This is a genomic window from Sphingomonas sp. 7/4-4 (assembly GCF_027941955.1).
Classification (GTDB): domain Bacteria; phylum Pseudomonadota; class Alphaproteobacteria; order Sphingomonadales; family Sphingomonadaceae; genus Sphingomonas.
In genome coordinates this window covers 1,336,366-1,358,120 of record NZ_CP115960.1, presented here as the reverse complement: position 1 = coordinate 1,358,120, position 21,755 = coordinate 1,336,366, and the positions used below count along the sequence as shown (strand labels likewise).

General features: G+C 66.3%; 17 protein-coding genes and 6 pseudogenes. 10 read left to right on the top strand and 13 right to left on the bottom strand.

Features of this window, described 5'->3' with window-relative positions:
- Positions 1 to 54: 54 nt before the first annotated feature.
- Positions 55 to 1,670 (top strand): annotated as a pseudogene (locus PIB19_RS06880) (putative bifunctional diguanylate cyclase/phosphodiesterase).
- Here the strand turns inward: PIB19_RS06880 and PIB19_RS06875 are convergent.
- The 4 genes and pseudogenes from PIB19_RS06875 to PIB19_RS06860 form a co-directional block, all read right to left on the bottom strand.
- Positions 1,640 to 2,831 (bottom strand): annotated as a pseudogene (locus PIB19_RS06875) (CCA tRNA nucleotidyltransferase). The pseudogenes PIB19_RS06880 and PIB19_RS06875 overlap by 31 nt on opposite strands.
- Complete coding sequence (locus PIB19_RS06870; protein WP_271240194.1) at positions 2,819 to 3,415, bottom strand: CoA pyrophosphatase; 597 nt, start codon at positions 3,413 to 3,415, stop codon at positions 2,819 to 2,821. The pseudogene PIB19_RS06875 and the gene PIB19_RS06870 overlap by 13 nt, the downstream one beginning before the upstream one ends.
- Positions 3,412 to 3,982: pseudogene (locus PIB19_RS06865) on the bottom strand (DUF1285 domain-containing protein). The gene PIB19_RS06870 and the pseudogene PIB19_RS06865 overlap by 4 nt, the downstream one beginning before the upstream one ends.
- 25 nt (positions 3,983 to 4,007) lie before the next feature.
- On the bottom strand, positions 4,008 to 4,529 hold the full coding sequence (locus PIB19_RS06860) for a GNAT family N-acetyltransferase (RefSeq protein ID WP_271240193.1): 522 nt from the start codon (positions 4,527 to 4,529) through the stop codon (positions 4,008 to 4,010).
- Between the two features lie 138 nt (positions 4,530 to 4,667).
- Between PIB19_RS06860 and PIB19_RS06855 the strand changes: the two are divergent.
- A pseudogene (locus PIB19_RS06855) lies at positions 4,668 to 5,040 on the top strand (dihydroneopterin aldolase).
- A 180-nt stretch (positions 5,041 to 5,220) separates the two neighbouring features.
- On the opposite strand, the gene PIB19_RS06850 reads toward PIB19_RS06855, so the two are convergent.
- Complete coding sequence (locus PIB19_RS06850) at positions 5,221 to 5,667, bottom strand: hypothetical protein (RefSeq protein ID WP_271240192.1); 447 nt, start codon at positions 5,665 to 5,667, stop codon at positions 5,221 to 5,223.
- Between the two features lie 576 nt (positions 5,668 to 6,243).
- Here PIB19_RS06850 and PIB19_RS06845 point away from each other — a divergent pair.
- From PIB19_RS06845 to PIB19_RS06825, 5 genes and pseudogenes are all read left to right on the top strand, one after another.
- Positions 6,244 to 6,921 carry an energy transducer TonB gene (locus tag PIB19_RS06845; RefSeq protein WP_271240191.1) on the top strand — a complete coding sequence of 226 codons (678 nt, stop codon included), beginning with the start codon at positions 6,244 to 6,246 and terminating at the stop codon, positions 6,919 to 6,921.
- A gap of 77 nt (positions 6,922 to 6,998) precedes the next feature.
- A complete protein-coding gene (locus PIB19_RS06840; protein WP_056613673.1) occupies positions 6,999 to 7,790 on the top strand; it encodes a MotA/TolQ/ExbB proton channel family protein in 792 nt (263 codons plus the stop codon).
- A 90-nt stretch (positions 7,791 to 7,880) separates the two neighbouring features.
- A pseudogene (locus PIB19_RS06835) lies at positions 7,881 to 8,336 on the top strand (ExbD/TolR family protein); the annotation flags it as partial.
- A gap of 51 nt (positions 8,337 to 8,387) precedes the next feature.
- Complete coding sequence (locus tag PIB19_RS06830) at positions 8,388 to 8,813, top strand: ExbD/TolR family protein (RefSeq protein ID WP_271240929.1); 426 nt, start codon at positions 8,388 to 8,390, stop codon at positions 8,811 to 8,813.
- A 172-nt stretch (positions 8,814 to 8,985) separates the two neighbouring features.
- Positions 8,986 to 9,339 (top strand): tetratricopeptide repeat protein, encoded by a 354-nt coding sequence (locus tag PIB19_RS06825; protein ID WP_271240190.1) that lies wholly within the window; start codon positions 8,986 to 8,988, stop codon positions 9,337 to 9,339.
- Positions 9,340 to 9,384: 45 nt separating this feature from the next.
- On the opposite strand, the pseudogene dcd reads toward PIB19_RS06825, so the two are convergent.
- The 6 genes and pseudogenes from dcd to PIB19_RS06795 form a co-directional block, all read right to left on the bottom strand.
- Positions 9,385 to 9,937, bottom strand: a pseudogene (gene dcd, locus PIB19_RS06820) (dCTP deaminase).
- 59 nt (positions 9,938 to 9,996) lie between these two features.
- Positions 9,997 to 11,952: a sialate O-acetylesterase gene (locus PIB19_RS06815; RefSeq protein ID WP_271240189.1), complete on the bottom strand. Its 1,956-nt coding sequence runs from the start codon at positions 11,950 to 11,952 to the stop codon at positions 9,997 to 9,999.
- 77 nt (positions 11,953 to 12,029) lie between these two features.
- Positions 12,030 to 12,380: a hypothetical protein gene (locus PIB19_RS06810; RefSeq protein ID WP_271240188.1), complete on the bottom strand. Its 351-nt coding sequence runs from the start codon at positions 12,378 to 12,380 to the stop codon at positions 12,030 to 12,032.
- Positions 12,381 to 12,442: 62 nt separating this feature from the next.
- Positions 12,443 to 12,895 carry a cytidine deaminase gene (locus tag PIB19_RS06805; RefSeq protein WP_271240187.1) on the bottom strand — a complete coding sequence of 151 codons (453 nt, stop codon included), beginning with the start codon at positions 12,893 to 12,895 and terminating at the stop codon, positions 12,443 to 12,445.
- Between the two features lie 18 nt (positions 12,896 to 12,913).
- Complete coding sequence (locus PIB19_RS06800) at positions 12,914 to 13,414, bottom strand: DUF7010 family protein (protein ID WP_271240186.1); 501 nt, start codon at positions 13,412 to 13,414, stop codon at positions 12,914 to 12,916.
- 99 nt (positions 13,415 to 13,513) lie between these two features.
- A complete protein-coding gene (locus PIB19_RS06795; RefSeq protein WP_271240185.1) occupies positions 13,514 to 13,996 on the bottom strand; it encodes a UPF0262 family protein in 483 nt (160 codons plus the stop codon).
- Positions 13,997 to 14,078: 82 nt separating this feature from the next.
- On the opposite strand from PIB19_RS06795, the gene PIB19_RS06790 reads away from it, so the two are divergent.
- The 3 genes from PIB19_RS06790 (at position 14,079) to PIB19_RS06780 (ending at position 17,519) form a co-directional block, all read left to right on the top strand.
- Positions 14,079 to 15,575, top strand: coding sequence for a replicative DNA helicase (locus PIB19_RS06790; protein WP_271240184.1), 1,497 nt, complete (start codon positions 14,079 to 14,081; stop codon positions 15,573 to 15,575).
- Positions 15,576 to 15,836: 261 nt separating this feature from the next.
- A complete protein-coding gene (locus tag PIB19_RS06785; protein WP_271240183.1) occupies positions 15,837 to 16,685 on the top strand; it encodes a LytR/AlgR family response regulator transcription factor in 849 nt (282 codons plus the stop codon).
- Positions 16,686 to 16,823: 138 nt separating this feature from the next.
- On the top strand, positions 16,824 to 17,519 hold the full coding sequence (locus tag PIB19_RS06780; protein WP_271240182.1) for a hypothetical protein: 696 nt from the start codon (positions 16,824 to 16,826) through the stop codon (positions 17,517 to 17,519).
- A gap of 401 nt (positions 17,520 to 17,920) precedes the next feature.
- On the opposite strand, the gene PIB19_RS06775 is transcribed toward PIB19_RS06780, so the two are convergent.
- Both PIB19_RS06775 and PIB19_RS06770 read right to left on the bottom strand, forming a co-directional pair.
- Positions 17,921 to 18,673, bottom strand: a complete 753-nt coding sequence (locus tag PIB19_RS06775; RefSeq protein WP_271240181.1) for an MBL fold metallo-hydrolase — start codon at positions 18,671 to 18,673, stop codon at positions 17,921 to 17,923.
- Positions 18,674 to 19,119: 446 nt separating this feature from the next.
- Positions 19,120 to 21,621, bottom strand: coding sequence for a TonB-dependent receptor (locus PIB19_RS06770; protein WP_271240928.1), 2,502 nt, complete (start codon positions 21,619 to 21,621; stop codon positions 19,120 to 19,122).
- Between the last annotated feature and the right edge of the window lie 134 nt (positions 21,622 to 21,755).

Sequence of the window (21,755 nt, the reverse complement as noted above, 5' to 3'; positions counted from 1 at the left end):
TTTGCTCCGGAGGATGCGGACGCATGCGCCATAAACCTGCTCGAGACCGGGCCGATGCTCGATCTGCTGCCGGTGCCGGCGGTGATGGTCACGCTCGAGAATGGCAAGTTCCAGTTCGGTGCGCTGAACCGCCCCTTCCGGATGGGCGGGCTGGGGACGGTAGCGGGTGAATCGCCGCTGATCCGCCTGCTCGGCACCCAGCTTCGCCGCTTCCTCGAATCCGATGAGACGCATCACGAGATCGCGTGGCAGTTCGGCGAGGAAGTCGATTGCCGCTATTTCCGCGTCCTGTTCGCGCGCCACGCCGCGCATCGCTGCATTCCGCGGTGCCTCGTCACCTTGGTTGATCAGACTTCCGAGCTGCGCACCGAACACAGCCTGCGCCGCGAAATGGCGACCGACAGCCTCACCGGCCTGCCGAATCGCGCCGGGTTCAGCGATCAGCTCGAAGATCTGATCACCACCGACAATGCCGAGAGCTTTGCGGTACTCGTGGTCAATCTCGATCGCTTCAGCCGCGTCAATGCCTGCATGGGCGGCCTCGCCGGCGACGAGCTGCTGATCTCGGTCGCGCGCCGCCTCAAGGTGCGCTTCGCGGCCGCGACATCCTGTCGCGGATGGGCGGCGACGAATTCGGCGTGCTGCTGACGCTCGACGACGGGCCGGGCGACGCGCTGCACGTCGCCAAGCGCATCCAGGCGGCGCTCGCCACCCCGTTCAAGCTCTCCGATTTCGAGATTCGCGTCGATTGCTCGATCGGCATCGCATTGGGCGCCGACAACAAGGGCGAGCCCGAGGATCTGATCCGTCACGCCCAGTTCGCCGTGAAGCGCGCCAAGACCAGCGGGCGGACCGAAGTCTATCACATCCGGGCATTCGACATCGCCCGCGAGCAGTTCAGCGTCGAGACCGAGCTGCGGCGCGCGATCGAGAACGGCCAGATGACCCTGGCCTATCAGCCGATCTGCGATCTGGGATCGGGCAAGATCATTTCGTTCGAGGCGCTGGCGCGCTGGACCAACGAGAACGGCGTCGCGATCTCGCCCGACGAATTTATTCCTGTCGCCGAGGAATCGGGCCTGATCATCCCGCTCGGCCGCTGGGCGATGGAGGAAGCGGCGCGGACGCTGGCGGCGTGGGATGCCGCAATCGGCGGCGACGATGGTGTCAAGATCGCTGTCAACTTGTCGGCGATCCAGCTCCAGCGCGACCGGATCCCCGAGATGGTCCAGGCGGCGCTCGAGCAATATGGCGTGTCGGGCACGCGCCTCACGCTGGAACTCACCGAAAGCGCGATCGTCAGCGATCCGGATCGGATCAGCCGGACGATGCTGGCGCTCAAGGATCTGGGCGCCACGCTGGCGATGGACGATTTCGGCACGGGCTATTCGAACCTCGCTTATCTCCAGAAGCTGCCGATCGACCTGCTCAAGATCGACCGCAGCTTCATCTCGGGCATGCTCGCCGATCGCGACAAGATCGCGATCGTGCGTGCGATCCTCAGCCTCGCGCAGGCGCTGGGCATGCAGACCACTGCGGAGGGGATCGAGACCAACGAGCTCGCCCAGACGCTCGCCGCGCTCGGCTGCACTTATGGCCAGGGCTATCTCTATGCACGGCCGCTGCCTGAGGCCGAGGCCTATTCGCTGCTGCTCGCCAGCAAGGCCTGAGCGACCACTTCGTCGGCAAGCGCAGCGGCGCGCTCCTCGCCGGGGAACCCTTCCGCGATCCAGCGATCCTCGACTGCGCGCAGCGCGCGGGCGACGTCCGGGCCCCTGGCGAGCCCGCGTGCGACCAGTGCGCCGCCGCTCAGCGGAAGGCGCGGCGCTTCCCAGGACTTGATCTCCTCGATCTGTGCGATGTCGCGGTTCGAGAGGAGCAACCGGTCGAGTGCGGTTTCCCTGCCCAGTCGGTAAGCGAGGGGCTTGGGCGCCTCCAACGGCTCGCCCGTCGCCGCGACGAGACGCTTGCGTTCGGCGTTCGAGAGCTTGAGCCGCGCGCCGATCTGGTCGGCGGCCGCGCCGTCGCGCGGCAGCACTGCGGCGAGCCGCCGGATCGGATCCGGGAGGATTCCGGTGGCGGTTTCGCGTTCCCAAAGGTGGGCGAGCAGATCGGCCGAGACGATTTCGGGAAGGACCGGCTCCAATATGCCGCGCTCGATCATCAGGCGGATAACGCGCACGGCATCCCGCGCGACCAGGAGCTTGAGCAATTCGTCGCGAATCCGCTCGCGCGACAGCGCCATCAGGTCCTTCGCGCGCGCGGTACAGGCGTCGAGCCCCGCGGGATCGGCCTGATCACCGAATCGGGCGAGGAAGCGGAAGAAGCGCAGGATGCGGAGATGGTCCTCGGCGATTCTGCTTGAACGGATCGCCGATGAAACGGACATGGCGCGCATCGAGATCGGCGATCCCGCCGAAATAGTCGAATATCTCGCCGGTCAGGGGATCGGCGTAGAGTGCGTTCATCGTGAAGTCGCGGCGCGCAGCGTCCTCGCGCCAGTCGTCGGTGAAGGCGACCGTGGCGCGGCGGCCGTCGGTGGAGACGTCGCGGCGCAGCGTCGTGACTTCGACCGGCCCGCTTTCGAGCACCACGGTGATGGTGCCATGATCGATCCCGGTCGGCACCGCGCGGATGCCGGCCGCCTTGAGCAATTCGAGCACCCGCCCGGGCGCGAGCGGCGTGGCGAGATCGACGTCCGAAACGGGGATTCCGAGCAAGGTGTCGCGCACCGAGCCGCCGACGAAGCGGGTGTCGCCCAGCACCTCGACGAGCCGATCGAGCCCGTCGCGGTGCCGCCATTCGGCCTCGGGAAGGATCATGCCGCCCATCGCAGCCGCCGTGAAAGATTGACGATCATGGCCGCGGTTGCCCCCCAGATCCGGCGTTCACCCCAGAGTATCTCGTAATAATGCCGTTCACGGCCCTGATATTGCGCGGTCGCCTCGACATGATTGGCGGTGTTTAGCAGGAAGGCGAGCGGGACTTCGAAAACGGCGGCGACCTCCGCCTCCGCGGGGATCAATGCCAGGTCAGGCGGCACGACGCCGACGACGGGCGTGACTTCATAGCCGGTCACCGTCCGATAGAGGTCCGCGGTGCCGACCACCTCGACTGCGGAGGCGGGGAGGGCGATTTCCTCTTCGGCTTCGCGCAGCGCGGCACCGACCGGGCCGTCGTCGCCGGGATCGATCCGGCCGCCGGGAAAGGCCACCTGACCGGGATGGCGGCGTAGCGTCTCGGTGCGCTGGGTGAGGATGATTCCCGGTTCGGCGCGATTGGTGATCGCGATCAAAACCGCGGCGGGCTGGCCGGCGATCTCGGGGTCGAAATCGAAATGGTCGCCGGGGAGGAAGATGGTTTCCTCGCCATGCGGAGCGTCGAGCGCGGCACGCAGCCGATCGGCGAGGCTCATGGCCGCGGTTCCAGTGCGAAGAAGGCGCCGTTGCTCCATACGCCGTGCGGCGCGCCGTCATTGGCGAGCGCGATACCGGCGAGCTCGTAATAGACCGGCCGTGCGATCAGCGCCTCCAGCCCGCCGCGGACATGGAGATAGGGGCGGGGGCCGTCCCCACGCTCCTCGAATCGCAGCGGATGCTCGGGACCCGCAGTGACGAGATCGCCGGTGTTGAGCCGGAAGGCGAGCTTCAGCGCCTCGCCTTCGCCCTCGACCTTCATCTCGACAGCAGTGAAGGGTGCGTCTTCCACATCGATGTCGAGCTTTTCCGCCGGCGTGACGAGCACGAAGCGGCCGTCGGGTTCGCGGCGGAGGATGGTCGAGAACAGGCGTACCATGGGCGCACGGCCGATCGGCGAGCCCTGATGATACCAGGTCCCGTCGCGTGCGATCTCGCATTTCGCTGTCGCCGCAATGCTCGGGGTTCCAGCTCTCGACCGGCGGCAGGCGATTCTCTTCGGCCAGCCGTGCGATCTCCGCGAGAGACAGGCTGGCGAAATCGGGGGCGGCGGCGCGGGCATCCAAGCTCGTTAGGCGAGCGCGTGCCCCCTCAAGCAGCTTGGCGGACGCGTGGGCCCAGAGCGCCCGCGCAATCGGGCACCCCGTCGCCGCGGGCGAGCAGGCGATGCGGCTCGAACGGCCCGGGCAGGCGCCAGCCGGCGGTACGATCGGCGGTGAAGCCGAAGAAGCGGCCATAATATTCGGGATCGCCGACCAGCATCAGCGAATCGCACCCCTCGGACGAGCAGCCCGGAACCGCTTCGAGCATCCGCTCCATCAGCGCGCGGCCGATGCCGCCCTGCTGCCGATCGGGCTCGACGGCAACGGGGCCGACCATCACCAGCGGAACGATTCCGCCGTCGTCGCAGGCGAGCTCGACCGGCCAGCACTGGATCGTGCCGAGCAGCGTGCCCCCGGCATCGAGCGCGGCGAAGCTCAGCTCGGGAACGGGCAGGGTGCCGGCGCGGATCTTGTATGCGGTGCGCGTGCGTCGGCCCGGGCCGAAGGCGCGGTCGAGCAGCGCCTCCACGGCCAGGGGGTCGACAGCAGCCAGCGGCACCAATGCGATCACGTCCATTCCCTGCAACCATCCGGCGCGCTCGCCGGGGCCGCGCGCTTTAGCGTCGCTGCGCGCGCACGCAAGGATTAATGGATGGCGCCCGGCACTTCCCACCCTTAAGGGAGCGCGGTTTCCACGAAAGGCCGTTAATTGCGCGATCTGCTCCAGCTCCAGGTGCACGACCTCGAAGTAGAGGTGCTGACCGGCATCTATTCCGAAGAGACGCATCTGCCGCAGCCGCTGCAGAATCTCGGTGACCGTCGATATCGACATGCCCGAGCGCTTCGCACCCGATACGCCGCTCAGCGCCTCCAAGAGCTATATCGATCTCAAGCACGCCGCGACCACCGCGCTGCCCAAGGACGTGCACTTCACGCTGATCGAGGCAGTCGCCGAGCATGTCTGCGAGACTCTGTTCGTCTCGGACGCGCGCGTTCAGCGCGTGGAGGTGCGCATCGTCAAGCTGGCGATCGCCGAACAGGGCGAATCGATCGGCATCAACATGGTGCGCCACCGGCGCTGAGCGCGATCGCCGCTTTCCGTTCGTGCTGAGCTTGTCGAAGCACCGTCCTCGTTCGGGGGCCGCGCGAAGACAGAGCGGCCCTTCGACAAGCTCAGGGCGAACGGAGAAAGCGAATCAACCCGATCCAAAAAGGCGCTGACCTCAGCTCAGGTGCAGGGCCCCAGCGCGTGCAGGACGAGTTCATAGTCCTGCCGTGCGACTGCCGCATTGGCGGGATCGCCCGATTCGATGCTGCCCGCCGGCAATTGGCGCGGCAATCCGCAGGCGAGGCGGTACCAGAGCAACGTGTTCGGCTGGGGCGGCCCGGCCGATCTCGTCGACAATGTCCCCTAATGAGACAGACCAGCGTGGCTGTTCGCCGGGGCGGCGCAGGATCTGGAGCGACACCGGCGCGCCGCCGGCGGTCTGCAGGAATACCTGGGTTTCGCCCTCGCCGGGCAGCGAACCGGGGACGTGGAACGCATTGCCGACGCCGGTGATCGCCGGCGGTGCGTCTCCGGCGATCGTCTCGCGCACGATTCCGCGCACCAGGGCGTCGAGTTCGGGCGAATATGTGCGTTGGCCGTCGAGATTGGCGAGCTGGACCTGATCGGGCCGGTTGGCGACGGCGCGGGCGAACAGGAGCACGCGCTGCTTCTTGAGTTTGGGCTCGCGTCCGCGCTGATCGAGGGGCAGATCGACGACGTACCCGATTCTCTGCGCAACCCCCGGAGCCCCGAATCAGTGCCGTGACATCGGCCTCGACATAGAATCTGGCCCTCCCGGGCGCGACATTTGCCGCTTCGGGCCCCTTGATCCGCACGGCGCTGCGAATACGCGCATCCAAGATCAGAGGCGCGCCCAACACCAGGCCCGCAACAGTGGCATAGCTGGGCAATACAGTTGCCGCAGAAGCTTGGTTTTGCGTGGGTTGCGGGGCGGATTGGGCAGGCGCGGTTAAGGATAACGCGCAACAAAAGGCCATCAAAGAGACGCGGATCATGCTCTTCCGTTACCGGATCGCGGCGTTCTTATACAGAAATAATTCCGTCATCGAGAGCCGGTAGGCGCGGTTTGTCCGACAAAGCGTTTGCGTACCCCGAAAGCCCGCGATAGAGACTCGCGCTCTGCCGCACCGACGCAAGCAAGCGAACGGCGGACGGGCTTGTGCGCGGAACATTCCGGCGCTCAGGGTCGCCAAGATTAGAGGAGTGACGTTGCCGAATGGCTTACGCTGACCGGAATGTAAGTGGCAGCCGGTTCGTTGCGATCGTAGTCGTCGCAATAATCGTGGCTGGCATGGGATATGCCTTCGTCACGGGCTTGGCATACCAATATATCAAAAAGAAGGCGGAAGAGCTGAAGACCTTCGAGGTCGAAGAGCCGCCGCCCCCGCCCGAGGAAGTGCCGCCGCCGCCGCCGCCGCCGGACAGCCCCGTGCCGCCGCCCCCGACTCAGGTCGTGGTGCCGCCGGCCCAGGTGCAGGTCCAGGTGCCGTCGCCGCCGATGAGCGTCACCTCGACTATTCCACCTCAGCCGCCGATCACGCCACCGGCTCCGCCTGCGCCTCCGGCGCCGCCGCAGCCGCCGGCACCGCCGCGCGTCGCAAAGCAGCTCAAGCCCCGCACGCCTCCGGGCAGCTGGGTGACCAACGACGATTATCCGGCGGCCGCCATCCGCGCCGAGCAGCAGGGAACGACGGGCTTCCGCCTTTCGGTCGATGGCAGCGGCAAGGTGACCGACTGTCAGGTAACATCGTCCAGCGGTTCGTCGGTTCTCGACAGCACCGCCTGCTCGCTGCTGCGGCGCCGTGCGCGTTTCACGCCTGCAGAAGACGCCGGCGGAAACAAGATCCCGGCGACGTTTTCCAGCCGCTTCCGCTGGGAACTGCCGAAGAACTGATTGAGTGGCCGGCGCGCCGCTCCTCGGCGCGCCGGAGTGTGGAACAAGCGCTATCTATTTAGAGGAAAGAACCGACAATGCTCACCACCATTCTCGCCGCTGCGGCGCCCAAGGGCGAAAACCCGTACGGCCTGCTCCCCGCGCTCCGTGAGGGCGGCCTCATCTCCCAGACGGTGTTCGGCATCCTGGTGCTGATGCTCTTCGTCTCGCTCTACATCCTGTTCACCAAGCTGTTCGAGCAGCAGAAGATCATGAACCAGGCCAAGCGCGTCCGCGCCGGCTTCTGGTCGTCGAACAGCCTGCGCGAAGGCGCGGCGAAGCTCGAGAAGAACTCGGCCTATCGCCAGATCGTCGACGACGGCCTGCAGGCCCAGGAGCAGTACAAGGAGCTCACCGATCCCGTCGAGGCCCATGACTGGCTGCACGGCTCGCTCGCCCGCTCGGAAGCGACGATCAATTCGTCGCTCAACGGCGGTCTCGCGTTCCTCGCGACGACCGGCGCCACCGCGCCGTTCATCGGCCTGTTCGGTACCGTCATCGGCATCTACCGCGCGCTGATCAAGATCGGTGCGGCAGGTCAGGCATCGATCGACGCCGTCGCCGGCCCGGTCGGCGAAGCGCTGATCATGACCGCGCTCGGTCTGGTCGTCGCGGTTCCCGCCGTGCTCGCGTACAACTTCCTGCAGCGCCGCAACAAGGCGATCGCAGAGAATCTGAACGCGTTCTCGAACGACGTGCTCGGCTTCCTGGCTTCGGACGGCCGCGTCCGCCCCGAAGTCAAGAAGGTTGGCGCTCCGGCAACCGGCGCCAAGCCGGCCGGCACCACCACGACCGCCGGCCAGGCCGGTGGCGTGCAGACCCGCGCATAAGCTGAACGCATCGGGCCGTGCGTTTCGGCGCGCGGCCCTTCGCCGCAGGTCAAGACCCTGTGGCGAGATAGAAGGATAGGATAGCGCCCAATGGCGATGAGCGTAGGCGAAAGCGGCGACGACGCACCGATGTCGGACATCAACACGACCCCGATGGTGGACGTGATGCTGGTGCTCCTGATCATCTTCCTGATCGCCGTTCCCGTGGTGATCCAGACCATCGATCTCGCACTTCCCAAGGTGCAGTTCGAACCGACAACCACCAAGCCCGAGAATGTGGCGCTTTCGGTGACGGGTGCCGGCGGGCAGTGCCAGGTTTACTGGGGCATGACCAAGGTGAGCCACCAGGAACTGCTCGACCGCGGCGTCGAGAAGCTCAAGAAGGAAATCGATCGCCAGGGCGGCATCAATGCCGCCGGTCTCGAGCTTCCCGAAGTGCATATCCGCGGCGACGTGAACACGCCGTATCGCTGCATCGGCGCCACGATCTACACGATGCAGATGGCTGGTTTCGTGAAGGTGGGCTTCATTTCCGAACCCCGCCCGGCGCGACCACGACCCGGATGTGACGATGACCGATTCAAAGGAGTTTTCTACATGGCAATGAGCGGTGGCCAGGAAGACGGCCAGCCGATGATGGAACTGAACACGACGCCGTTGATCGACGTCATGCTCGTTCTGCTCATCATGTTCATCATCACCATCCCGATCCAGACGCACGCGGTGAAGGTCGATCTTCCGCAGAACAGCAACCAATCCGCGCCTCCGGTGGAGCCGCAGAAGAACAAGCTGTACATCGACGCGGACGGCAACGTGTTCTGGAACAGCGTGCAGATCGACGATGTGACGCTGCGTCAGTATCTCGATGCTTCGCTCCAGCAGGATCCGGAGCCCGAGCTGCACTTCCAGCCCGATCCGCAGGCGCGTTACGACGTGGTCGATCGCGTGCTCGCGATCGTCAAGCGTGCGAACGTGAGCAAGCTCGGCTTCGTCGGCAACGAGCAGTATCGCAACGACTTCTGACAGGTCGCGCTTCGGCGCTGCCCTGGAAACTTCGGAAAGGCGGTCCTTCGGGGCCGCCTTTCTTTTGCGCGTGCAATTTGCGCAATTGATCATATGCAACGAAAGTGTCACACAAGAGTCATTAAGATGTCACGGAAGAGTCACCGTGATGCAATGATTCGTGGAGGATGCCATGCGTATTGGTCTTATTGTCCTCGCCGCCGCACCTCTGATTGCGGCACTCCCGGCCCAGGCGCAGGACAGCGCCGTCGCCAGCACACAGATTGCGCAGGGCGACTACTCGCAGGCCGAATCGAAGCTTCTCGCGGAGTTGCGCATCCATCCGGGCCGTCCCGAGCTGCTGCTCAATCTCGCTGCCGTCTATGCCAAGACCGGCCGCACGGGAGAGGCGCGCAACCTCTACACCAAGGTGCTGAGCAGGGACGACGTGCTGATGGACATCAGCATTGATCAGACCGCCGGTTCGCATGCGCTCGCGCAGCGCGGCCTGAGCAGACTCGACGCGGTGCAATTCAGCGCGCGCTGATTGCGTTCCGTCTGACTGCCCGATGCAGGGCCTTGAATTACCGTCTCACAGCCGCGGGAGAGTCACGCCGCGCTGGCCCATATATTTGCCCGCACGATCGGCATAGCTCGTCTCGCAGGGCTGGTTGCCCTTGAGGAAGAGGAACTGGCAGGCGCCCTCATTGGCATAGATTTTCGCGGGCAGCGGCGTGGTGTTCGAGAATTCGAGCGTGACGTGGCCCTCCCATTCGGGCTCGAGCGGGGTCACGTTGACGATGATCCCGCAGCGCGCATAGGTCGATTTGCCGAGGCAGATCACGAGCACGTCGCGCGGGATGCGGAAATATTCGACGGTGCGGGCGAGCGCGAAGCTGTTGGGCGGGATGATGCACACATCGGTCTTGCGATCGACGAAGCTGTTCGCGGCGAAATCCTTGGGATCGACCACGGCGCTATCGACATTGGTGAAGATCTTGAACTCATCGGCGACGCGCGCGTCGTAGCCGTAGGACGACAGGCCGTAGCTGATGCAACCCTCGCGCCGCTGCGCCTCGACGAACGGCTCGATCATGCCGGTGGCGAGGGCGTGTTCGCGAGATCCAGCGGTCGGAAAGGATCATTCGGGACTCCGGACGAGATGGGACACTCGTTTCGCGGGAAGCGCGGCACTCCGCAAGGGCTAACGAACCGGCAATTCGAACGGTGTCGCTGGAAGGCCGGTGTCGTCGTAGAGATTGCAGATCGGGCTGTCGCCCCAGCAGAAGCGCACCCGATCCGCAGCGCCGGTGCCCACAGCCACCAGCACGTCGCTTCCCGCGAGCGTGGCCGTGGCGAAGCGGCAGCTGCCGGGAGCAGTGCCGCAGAGTTCGAAGCCGATCGGCTGCGCGGCGCTGTACGTCACCAGCCCCTTGTCGGCGCCGGTGAAGCGGACGCGCACGACCGCGCCCTCGAACCGCGCCTCTACCGGCCAAGGGCCTGAAGGCGAGGCCTTGCCGCCATAGGTCAGCGCCTCGGCGCCCCGGGCGAGGCGGTGGCCGACATCGAGCTTGTTGGCGGGGTGGATGTCGACGACGTCGCCGAGATCGACCGTGACGGCGAGCGCGGCATGGGCATCGGCGGCGACGGCCTGGCGCTGCTCGTCGCGGATTTGCGAAAAGCCGCTTTCGACCGGCTTGGGCACGCGGGGTCCCCAGCCCGAGAGCTGGGCGATGAGGAAGGGCAGGTCAGGCTTGCCGAACTGACCGCGCCACGCCGCCATCATGCTGCCGAGCCTCTCTGCGTAGCCGTCGGGCGAACCGGCATCCGCCTCGCCCTGGTACCAGGCCGCGCCGCGCAGGCCATAGGGCCCGATCGGGGCGATCATCGCATTGTAAATCCCCGAAAAGCCGGCGATCGCCTCCCACGGCGCGTGCGGCGGATCGTCCACGCCGGCGGGGGCACGGCGCCAGCGCCAGCCTTCGGGGCCCGCCAGCGGCACGCTGGTGCCGTCGGCGAAGCGGATCGCGCGCTGGTCGGCGGTGCCGAGCAGCCCTCCCTCGGCCCAGGTGTCGAGTACGCCCACGGCGATGACGTTGCGGCCGGCCTTGAGCGTGCCCGGCGCGAGTGCGTAGAGCCGCGGCACGCCCCAGGCGTAGGTCACGCCCACCGGCACGCCGTTGACGAAGCTAGCGTCCATATCGTCGGCGGGGCCGAGCGCGAGCCTGGCGCTCTTGGCCGCCTGTTCCGCCGTCAGCGTCACTTCGGTGCGGTACCAGAGCATGCCGTTATACTGCGCCAGTTCGGCGACGCCCCATTTCTCCCAGGCGTCGAACGACGGCAATGCGCGCCACTCGCCGGGCGCGTCGGCCTGCCACGGCTCGGTGCCGGCAGCATCGCCCGATTTGCCGCGATACCATGCCATCCAGCGCTCGCCGAACTGCCTGCTCGCCTCGGCCGGATCGGCGCGATAGACGCGGAAAAGCGCGAGATCCTGCGCCGCGGCCGGATCCTTTGCCAGCGCGCTTTCGGGACGCCAGGCGTTGATCGCGGTGCCGCCCCAGGTCGCATCGATCAGTCCCATCGGCACCTTTTGCGACGCGCGCAGATCGCGTGCCATGAAGTAGCAAGCCGCGGAGAATTCGCGAACCGTATCGGGCGTGGTCCGCTGCCACTGGACCGGCGTGGGGAACTGGCGCTCGGGGCTGAGCCTGGTCTTCTTCTCGATCGTCATCAGCCGCAGATCGGGATCGTTCGCCTTGCCGATCTCGCCCGCCGCGCCCAGCACGCCGCTGACCGGATATTCCATGTTCGACTGGCCCGAGCAGAGCCAGACGTCGCCGATCATGATGTCCTCGGCGCGCTGACTCTTGCCGCCTCGCGTGACGGCGGAGAGCGTGTACGGGCCGCCCGCGGGCATCGATGGAAGATCGGTGCGCCAATGGCCGCCCTTGTCGGCGCGCGTCAGCGCCTTCCGATCCCCCAGCGTCACTTCCACGCGCTCGCCCGCCGCCGCATCGCCCCACACTGCGATCGGCCGGTCGCGCTGGAGTACGCCATGATCCTGGAACATCGGATGAAGGAGCGGGGCATCCTGCGCGAATGCGGGCGTGGCGAGCAGGATCGGCAGCGCGAGCGCGCTCCGGTACGTCGTCTTCATGGCATCTCCTCGGTTAGCGCTACCAGAGCAGAGCTTGGACGGCGGAGGCAAGTGGATTCGGGGCGGCGGCGCGCGTCTCAGCCCAGGGCTTCCTGCCAGTGCGGGTAGGTGACGTAGGCGGTAACCGCGCCGTGCGCGTGCGCGCGGATCGTGACGGTGTCGCCCTTGGGCATGTGGACGATTTCTCCCGGGCCCGCGATGACTGTGCCAGCATCGGATGAGACCGACAGCTGGCCTTCGAGCACGATCATCACGTCGTCCACCTTGAGGGTCTCTTCGATGTGCTGGTCGGGCCCGTAGCGGCCGAAGCCGATGGTGATCGGCGCGCCGTCGCGCTGATCGATGACATTTCCGGCGAAGACGTCGCCATCCTGTCCGGGCGAGCGTTCGAACGGGGCGTCTGCGACGGCGAACTTGCGGACGGTCATGCGCGGCTCCGGTTTTGACTGGGGCCGAACCGACGCCTCAACGGCTATTTGGTTCAACGGGTTCAGGCCGGGCGCGGCTCGACGAGCCCGAGGTCCGCTGGTCCGAACGCATGGGGGAGCAGTTCAGAGAGCTTGTACGCGGCGATCGCGTCGCCCGCCGCGCCGCCGCAATAGACCGGCAGGTCGCGCCCGCCGACCTGTGCCGCTTCGTTGATGATCTGGCGGCACCGCCCGCACGGGCTGACCGGCGCGGTGTCGGCATGGCCCATCCGGCCGCCGATCACGCCGATCGCTACGACGTCGCGGAAGCGGCCCTGGGCGTTTACCGTCGCCAGCGCCACTGTCTCGGCGCAGAGCGACAGGCCGTAGCTCGCATTCTCGAAATTGGCGCCGGTGACGATGGTGCCGTCGCTGAGCAGCACCGCGGCGCCGACCGCGAAGTTCGAATAAGGCGCATAGGCGTTCTTCGCCGCCTCGCGGGCGGCATCGATCAGTGCACGTGCGTTTTCGTTCATATGCCGAGTCTCTACCCGTCAGGCGCGTGAACGGCCAGTGTGTGCGCCTATGCCTGGGCGCAGTGCGCGGGCCGTCAGGAGGATTCCGAAGGCGAGTTCGGCGATCGCAACCAGCAATGCCACGGCGCCCTGGAGCGGGGCGGCAAAGATGTCGAACAACCCGATTGCGGTGACGATGCCGCCGAGCGCCCAAAACAGGCGATCGCCATAGACTGTCTTGAAGACCGCATAATGCGTACCGACTGCGATCGCGGCGAGCGGGAAGACCAATCCTGGCTGCGATGGCAGGAACAGCCAGGCGGCGAGAAGCCCGCCAATCATCGCGATGGTGCTTTCCAGCGCTGTCATGCCGAGCGGATTGTTCGGCGATTCATTTTCCCTGCGGAACGCAAGGCGCGCAATCAGCTTGGAAGCCGGGAAGATGAACATGCCGCCGAAAAACAGGACCGCGAACGCGGCGCCTGTTCCTTGGCTGTGCTGGACGAATGCAGCGACGAACCAGATGAGTGCCGAGACCATAACGCCGGGGCCACCCCCGACATAGGCACGCCCAATATCTCGCTGCGCATCTGAAATCAGCATCTCGTCCCCCTTGGTCGGCCCGCCCTCAGCCGTCGTCTAGCCCCTGATGTGCAACACGCAGATTAGCGTGAACAGGCGGCGCGCGGTGTCGAAATCGACATGGATCTTGCCCTCGAGCCGCTCCTGGAGCAGCTCGGCAGCTTGATTGTGGATGCCGCGGCGGGCCATGTCGATCGTCTCGATCTGCGCAGGCGAGGCGTTGCGGATCGCCTGGTAATAGCTGTCGCAGATCGCGAAATAGTCGCGGATCGGGCGGCGGAAGCGGGCGAGGCCGAGAACCAGCGTCTCGAGGTGCGAATCGTCGGCGCGATGGATTTCCAGCGCCAGCCGGCCCTCCTCGACGCGGAGGTGGAGCTTGTAGGGCCCTTCATAGCCGTCGGGGTGCTTGCGCTGGGGGGCGAAGCGGTTTTCCTCGAGCAGGTCGAAGATCGCGATGCGGCGTTCCTGCTCGATATCGGCCGAGCGCCACAGGATCGTGCGTTCGTCGAGCGTCACGTCTATGATGCGCGGATCGGCCATTGACGGCTCCTATCCGCTCATGCCCGTTATTCACAAGCGCGACGGTTGAAGCGGCGGCCGGCGTGCGCGACTAGAGAGTCACATGGCACAACCGATTCCCTTTCCCGCACCCGAGACCCCCGAAGGCGTCAGCCTGCCCCAGAATATCGAGGCCGAGGCGGCGTTGCTCGGCGCGATGATGATCGACAATCGCGTGGCGGAGGACGTGCTCCAGAAACTGCGCCCGGAACATTTCTTCGAGCCGTTGCACGGGCGGATCTACGAAGCGATCGCCGCGATGGTGGGCGACAACCGGCTCGCCACGCCGGTGACGCTGCGGCCGCTGTTCGCCGCCGATCCGGCGATGAAGGAAGTCGGCGGCCCAGCCTATCTGGCGCAGCTCACCGGCAACCCGGCCAGCCTGATCGGCGCGCGTTCGTTCGCCGACCAGATCTATGACCTCGCGATGCTGCGCGCGCTGGTGACGGTGGGGCGCGACCTCGTCGACGGTGCGCTCGACACGAGCCAGGACATCAATCCGGCCAAGCAGATCGAGCAGGCCGAGATGAAGCTCTACGAAGTCGCCGAGAAGGGCGATTCGGACGCGGGCCTCAAGAGCTTCACCCGCGCGGCGACGCTGGCGGTGCGGCAGGCCGAGAAGGCGATGAACTCGGGCGGCGGCATTTCGGGGGTCACCACCGGGCTCAGCGACCTCAATGCCTCGACCGGCGGGTTCAACCGATCCGACCTGCTGATCCTCGCCGGGCGCCCGGGCATGGGCAAGACCTCGCTTGCGACCAATATCGCGTTCAACGCCGCCAAGCGCTGGGCCGACGATCTCGAAGCGGGCATCCCCGAGGAGAAGTCGATCGGTGCCCCGGTCGCGTTCTTCAGCCTCGAAATGTCGGCCGACCAGCTGGCGATGCGTATCCTTTCGGAGCAGGCCGAGGTCGTCTCGGAAAAGCTGCGCACCGGGCAGATCAGCCATGCCGAATTCCAGAAATTCGCGCGCGCCGCGGGCGATCTGGAGCGGCTGCCCTTGTTCATCGACGACACGCCGGGCCTGACCATCGCAGCCTTGCGCACTCGCGCCCGAAGGATGAAGCGCCAGCACAAGATCGGGATGGTGATCGTCGACTATCTTCAGCTGCTGACCGGCAGCGCAAAGGCATCGGGCGACGGCCGCGTGCAGGAAATCTCGGAGATCAGCCGTGGGCTCAAGACGCTGGCCAAGGAACTCAACGTGCCGGTGCTGGCGCTCTCCCAGCTGAGCCGCGCGGTGGAAAGCCGCGAGGACAAGAGGCCGCAGCTCTCGGATCTGCGTGAATCGGGATCGATCGAGCAGGACGCCGACATCGTGATGTTCGTCTATCGCGACGAATATTATCACGATTTCAAGGCGCCGACGAAGGTTCCCGACGGCACCGAGACCGCCGAGGAGCGGATGGCGTATGAGGCGTGGCAGGCCAAGCAGCTCGAAGTGGCAAACAAGGCGACGGTGATCATCGCCAAGCAGCGCCACGGCGCGACGGGATCGGTGCACATGCGCTTCGACCGGCAGTTCACCAAGTTCAGCGACCTCGCGCACGAGGCGTATTGAGCGGCGAGTCGCGGGCGCGGCTTGTTGGAAGGCGGCTTAGCTTCACACTTTGCCCGCAGTTTCGCTCATAAAATTGCGTGGCCAAGAAATTTCATTGCGTAGCGATGAGAGCGGATCGACGGCGTCAAAGAGCGGGCGCGAGGCCGGCGATCAGGCAAGCAGGCGAAATCCTACATTGCAAGGTGCCGAAGGGCCCGAGCTTCGGGATCTCCTGCCCAGTTAGGCTGACAATCGGGGGACGAGTGGCGTAGGGAAGCGCGCATGACCGGCACTGCGCAGGCCTTGTTGACGACGTCCCACGGCCTGCGGGTACGAAACCTGTTTCTCGTCGGCGTGCTGCCATGGGTTGCGCTCACCTTGCTGGTCACGCTGAAAACCCAGACGCTCGGCGTGCTGGAGGAGCGCCCGCAGCCGTTCTGGCCGGCGCTCGGTTACACGGCGGCGATCTATTCTGCCTGGGCGCTGCTCGGGCCCGTCTTCCTCGAGATTGCACGCCGGATACTCGCCGCCGGCGGTTCGCGGCGTATTCGGGGCGCGGCGCTGGTGTTGGGGCTGCCGCTGGCGCTGCTGCTTCATGTGGGACTGTTCTGCGTCCTCTACTGGCCGGTCTACGGCCGGACCTTCTCCTCCCCGGGCGAGATGATACCCTGGGTCCTTGCCGCCAATATGGACACGGGCACGCTGGCCTATGCGACCATCGTAGCGATCGCCGTCCTGCATCGCCGGCGCGCGGCCGCAGCGGCGGTGCGGGAGCCGGCGGAGACGCCGCCTGCGGCCGCAATCGAGGGGCTGTGGGTGCGCACCGGCGGCCGGCGGCAGCATGTTCCGCTCGAGGCAATCGAATGGGTCGCGACGGCCGGCGACTATGTCGAGGTCCATACCGGCGCCGGAACCATGCTGGTCGACAGTTCGCTTTCGGCGCTCGGCACGGCGTTGCCCCCGTCGGAGTTCGCGCGCGTACACCGCACCGCGATCGTCCGGCTGGACAAGGTGCGTGCGGTCCAGCGCCTCGGGCGGGGCGATGCGCTTCTCGAGCTCGCCGGCGGAGCGAGGGTTCGCCTCAGCCGCCGCTATCGGCGGGCGCTCTCCGGATGGGCGGCGCTGGGCTGATCGCCCGGCTGGCGGAACGGCGATCCCGCTCGGCGATTTGGCCGTGCCTGAGCGGGGCGCGTGCCGCAGGTCCGGCGCATGATCCTGTCTCGTATTCGCCCGCTGGCCCTAGCCGCCGTCCTTCTCTCCGCGCTTCCCGTGCACGCCCAAACTGCACCGCGCCCCGACGCGGTGCTGGTGCTCGGCGCCTTGCACGATCTTCACGCCCGTGAGGAAAGCTTCGGCTATGATCGGCTGCGGCAGATCCTCGTGACATTCCGGCCGGATGTCGTCGTGCTGGAGGTGCGCCCCGACGAACTGGCCGGCCGTACCGACACGCCCGGCCGCCCGGAATATCCCAAGATGGTCTGGCCCTGGCTCGGCGCCAGCGGAGCGGAGGCCGTGGCGATGGAGCCGGGCGGCAAGCGCTTCGAGGCGCTTGCCGGCGCGGCGGGCGCCGCCTTCGCCGCGCTCGGCCGGAACGACCCGCAAGGCGCGGCCGCGCTGACCGCGTTCGACGAGGCGCTGGAAACGGCATTGCTCGCTTATTGGCGGCGCCCGAGCCGGACTCAGGACGAGACCACCGCACGCATGGTCGACAGCCATGTCGCGCTTCGCGCTGCGATCGTCGGCCCGGCTTTCGCGACCGTGCAGTCCGCATGGGACGACGAAATGGCGCAGGTCGTGACTCGCACGGTCCGCTCGCGACCGGGCAAGCGCGTGCTCGTGATCGGCAGCTACCGCAATCGCGGCCAGCTGGAGGACGCAGTCCGCGGGATCGCCGCTGGCCGCTTGGTCTCGTCGTCGGCGTGGCTGGCGAGCATAGAGGCGCCACGCCCGGCCGCGAGCAACTGATGAAATGGATGGTTGCGGAGGTGTCGCCCGGGAGGCCCTGAGAGCAGGTCAAGCATTCGAAGTGGCGAACAAGGCGACGGTGATCATCGCCAAGCGCCAAGGCGCGACGGGTTCGGTGCACATGCGCTTCGACCGGCAGTTCACCGAGTTCAGCGACCTGGCACACAAGGCATATTGAGACGAGTCGCAGGCGCGGCTTGTTGGATTTGGCGCGCACAATTTCACGGTTTGCACGGCGAATCGGCAATGAAGTTGCGCGAGTAGGAAATTTGATTGCGCGAGCGGCGGAGGGAATCGACGGCGTCAAAGAGCGGGCGTGGGGCCAGCGATCAGGCAAGCAGGCGAAATCCTACTTTGCAAGCGCGGGAGCTAGCGAGCGCCAGCAGCGAGAGGGACGCTGTTCAGGCCGCGAAGATCAACTGGTTTCCGACATAGGTGCGGACGACCTTTTCCGGCATCTGCCGGATAGCTTCCGCAATGAAAACCTCGCCGGTGCAGTGCATCGGCACGATATAGGCCGGATCGATTGCCTTTAGCTCGGCGACGGTGCGACGGGCTTCTTCCTCGGTGCGCGGACGGACGAGGTGGAAGCCACCGACGACGGCGTGCACCTTGCCGACGCCCGACACCTTCTGTGCCTGGCGTATGCTGTTGATCACGCCGCGATGACTGCATGAGGCAATCACGACCAACCCCAAGCCCCTGATCGCATAGCAAGTCGCGAGCTCGTGTTCGCCATCGTCGGGGAGCTGCGTAGCGGCGCGCTTGGCGAGATCGAGCCCGGCCAGCGCGCAACCCTTCCCCGGGCGCATCTGGGTGGGGATGGCGGCCCGTTCGAAGCTGCTGAGCGGGATCGTGCCCGTGGTGAAGGCCTGGCCCTTGATCACTTGCGGCGTCGGCGCGATTTGCACTGCGAAGCCGGCGCGGGCGAGTTCGGCACGGTCGAGCGCACCCATTACCGGCGGAGGGGTGCCAATCAGCGCGATCCGCTCGCAAAAGGTTTCCTCGCCGCCGACATAGAGTGGCACTTTCCGGCGCGCGTCGGCGCCGAAAAAACCGGCAAAGCCGCCATAATGATCGAGATGGCCGTGGCTGAGCACCGCCGCGTCGAGGTCCGACAGGTCGATGCCGAGCAAAGCGAGATTGTTGCGCACGGTCTCGGGCGAGTAACCGAAATCGACCAGCAGCTTCGCGGTCTCACCGGCGCGCCGCGAGGTGGCGAGGAGGAGAGCCCGAACTCGGCCTGCAAGGCGCGGCGCGACATCACCGCCTCGGCAGGGCCGCTACCGCGGCGTAGAAGCTTGAGACCCGGCTGGTCGAGATCGGGCAGAAACGGGCCGAAGGTGGCGTTATCGACCAGCACCTGCAGCGTGAGCGAATCGACGGTGGGGATCGCTGCCTGCGCGGCGGCGGGCGCCAGCGCCAACCCGGCGAGAGTCGCGCCGCCCATGCCGAGCACGGTGCGGCGGGTCATCGAAGCTTCGGTCGGCGGACTCATCAAGCGCATTCCCGTTGCAAACGTCGCCCATAATGCTGGGACATGTACGTTCACGCAACTGGCTGGGGGACGGCTTGCCTCGCGCCGGCCGTCCCCGTTGCCTCAATACGCCGCCGAGAACGTCAGGAACCACTGGCGCGGTGCGATCGGATAGGCCGAATAGCCGTTGGTGGCGGAACCGACCGACAGGGTCGATACGCCCTTTTTGTCCATCAGATTGGTGATGTTGAGCGCGACTTCCGCCTTGCGGAGCGGCAGGATGCCGTCCGGCATGCGGGCGGCGAGGCGGAACGAGGTCAGGAAGTAGGACGGCACGCTCGCGTCGTTGGAGAAGGTGGCGTAGCGGCGGCCGACATAGTCGCCGATCACCTGCGCCTCGATGGGGCCGATCGCCAGCGTCGCGACGCTCTTGTTCATCCATTTCGGCGTACCGGGCAGCTGCTTGCCGCAGGTCGGCACCACGCCGGCGGTGACGAGATAGCCGCCGATGCAGGTTCCGGTGGCGGCGCCGATGCCCGACGCGGTGGAGGTATAGTCGCTCTGATATTTGGACAGATTGTACGACGTGGCGTTGTAGAGCGAGAAGGCGCCGACGCGCAGGGTGAAGGCGGCATCGACGCCGTCGGTGTGGACGTCGCCGACATTGACGAGGATCGACGTGCCGCCGGTGATGCCGCCGCCGGCGATGCCGCCCGGATTGGTCGAGATGGCGAGCAGGCGGTTGTTGAAGACGACGTGGTAATAGTTGACCTGCGCGCTCAGGCTGACGTCGCTCGCCAGGCTGCGGCTGGTGCGCAGGCCGCCCTCATAGGTCCAGCTGCTCTCGGGCTTGCCCTCGTCGGCAAAGGCATCGAACGCCGCCTGGCTGCCGGTGAACCATGGGCCGCCGCCGCCGGCGAGATAGGCCTGGTACTGGCGCAGGTTCTTCTGGACGTTGAAATAGACCTGCTCGTGGCCGTTGAAGTCCCAGGTCGCGCCGACCGCCGGCAGGAACCAGTTCTTCGTATCGATCTTGCCCTGCGGCAGGCCCCCGGTGAGGCCGGAGAGCGAGCCGACCTTCGGTTGCACCGGAAACCAGCCATTGGCCCATTGCGCGCTGGTCTTGAACCCGAACTGGACGCGCAGCGGATCGAATACGTGCCAGCTGTCCTGCACATGGAGCTGGAGCTGGTTGATCCGTGCCTCGCCCTGATATTGGGTGAACAGCGGCTGCGCGGCCTCGAGCGGGCGGATATAGGGCGTGCTCGAGGCGGGATCGCCGGCATCGACGCCATACCAGCGGCGCCACTGGGTGGTGCTGTTATGCTCGAACCAGCCGCCGATCTCGATATTGTGCGCGCCTAGGTCGATGGCGAGCGCGGAGATCACGCCGTAGCGATCGATCCGATATTCAGTGGTGCGGGTGATCAGGCCCGAGCCGCCGGTTGCCGCGACCAAAGCCGCGCCGGCCGCGGCCGCCTGGGCCGGGGTCAGCGCAGTGCAGGCGGCGGGGCGCACGCCGTTGGCGTTGGCAGTGAAGCGGCAATTGGCCGGAAGGCTCGCATAGGCAGGATCGAGATAGGGCTGTGCGGTGGTGATCGACTGGCCGAGCGGACCGGCGACGACGCCGGCGCCGTCATTGTGGTGGAAATAGGCGGTGGTCGACAAGGTGACCTTGTCCGAGAAATGCGCGTCGTAGCGGCCATAGGCCAGATAATCGGTGCGCTGCGCGTCCGAATAATAATTGCGGTAATTGCTGCCTTCCGTCGCCGGCGAATTGCCGAGCGGGCTGAGGTACGAATTCCGGTAGGTATCGAACTCGGGATAGAAAAACGGCTTGGTGTAGGGCGTGTAGAGCTGGACCGGTGTGGCCGTGTTCCCTGCGGAGGGCTTGAAGAAGACCGTCGAGTCCTCGTTCGGCTGGGTCATGTCGTTATAGTCGAAATAGAGCGTCAGCTTGCCGATGGAATCGTCGTGGACGAACTTGGCATTGGCCTGCCAGCCGCCCTGATAGCCCCGGAAATCCCAGGCGCGGGCGCGCTGGCGGGCGGCCGAGATATAGGCCGAATTGTTGCCGCCGAAGGTGCCGGTGTCGACCCGGGCGAAGGTGCGCGAGGTGTCGTAGCTGCCGATGGTCTGGGCCAGGTCGATGCCGAAAGCGGGCCGCGGATCGGAGGAATAGGTCTCGACGGTGCCGCCGAGATTGCTGTTCGAGGCGGTGGCGAGATCGCCCGCGCCGGTCGACACGACGACCCGGCCGACATTCTCCGAGATCACCGCGCGCTGCGGCGAGAGGCCGTTGTAATTGCCGTAGCTCTGGTCGCCGAGCGGGATGCCGTCCATCGTGTAGCCGAGCTGGTTGCCGGCGAAGCCATGGATGAAGATCTGGGCGTTCTGCTCGTTATAGCCCCAGGGATCGGCAGTGATGTAGAGCACGCCGGGCAGCGTCTGGATCGCCTTCAACGGGCTGACGCCGGGGAGGATCTTCTGCATCTCGGTGCCGGGCAGCACCACCGAGGTGCGGGTCTCGCGGCCGGTGACGACGATCGCGGACGAATCCGTGGTTTCCGGGGGCGCGGCTTCGGCGGGCGCGGCGGCGCCGGCTGCGTCGGTGTCCTGCGCCATGGCGGCGGCCGGGAGGAGCAGCGAAATCGTCAAGGCCAACAGCGAAACCGACGTGCGAGATCATCTTTTTCATTCCCCAAATTGCTGCAGATGCGAAATGCAGCTGGGGCGGCGTTAGGAGGGATTTGCGCCGG

Excerpts from the sequence above, each read along its gene's own strand:
- PIB19_RS06770 (WP_271240928.1), bottom strand. The coding sequence starts at position 21,621 with ATGGCGCAGGACACCGACGCAGCCGGCGCCGCCGCGCCCGCCGAAGCC.
- PIB19_RS06845 (WP_271240191.1), top strand. The coding sequence starts at position 6,244 with ATGGCTTACGCTGACCGGAATGTAAGTGGCAGCCGGTTCGTTGCGATC.
- PIB19_RS06825 (WP_271240190.1), top strand. The coding sequence starts at position 8,986 with ATGCGTATTGGTCTTATTGTCCTCGCCGCCGCACCTCTGATTGCGGCA.
- PIB19_RS06790 (WP_271240184.1), top strand. The coding sequence starts at position 14,079 with ATGGCACAACCGATTCCCTTTCCCGCACCCGAGACCCCCGAAGGCGTC.
- PIB19_RS06830 (WP_271240929.1), top strand. The coding sequence starts at position 8,388 with ATGGCAATGAGCGGTGGCCAGGAAGACGGCCAGCCGATGATGGAACTG.
- PIB19_RS06805 (WP_271240187.1), bottom strand. The coding sequence starts at position 12,895 with ATGAACGAAAACGCACGTGCACTGATCGATGCCGCCCGCGAGGCGGCG.
- PIB19_RS06810 (WP_271240188.1), bottom strand. The coding sequence starts at position 12,380 with ATGACCGTCCGCAAGTTCGCCGTCGCAGACGCCCCGTTCGAACGCTCG.
- PIB19_RS06785 (WP_271240183.1), top strand. The coding sequence starts at position 15,837 with ATGACCGGCACTGCGCAGGCCTTGTTGACGACGTCCCACGGCCTGCGG.
- PIB19_RS06815 (WP_271240189.1), bottom strand. The coding sequence starts at position 11,952 with ATGAAGACGACGTACCGGAGCGCGCTCGCGCTGCCGATCCTGCTCGCC.
- PIB19_RS06795 (WP_271240185.1), bottom strand. The coding sequence starts at position 13,996 with ATGGCCGATCCGCGCATCATAGACGTGACGCTCGACGAACGCACGATC.
- PIB19_RS06840 (WP_056613673.1), top strand. The coding sequence starts at position 6,999 with ATGCTCACCACCATTCTCGCCGCTGCGGCGCCCAAGGGCGAAAACCCG.
- PIB19_RS06870 (WP_271240194.1), bottom strand. The coding sequence starts at position 3,415 with ATGAGCCTCGCCGATCGGCTGCGTGCCGCGCTCGACGCTCCGCATGGC.
- PIB19_RS06800 (WP_271240186.1), bottom strand. The coding sequence starts at position 13,414 with ATGGTCTCGGCACTCATCTGGTTCGTCGCTGCATTCGTCCAGCACAGC.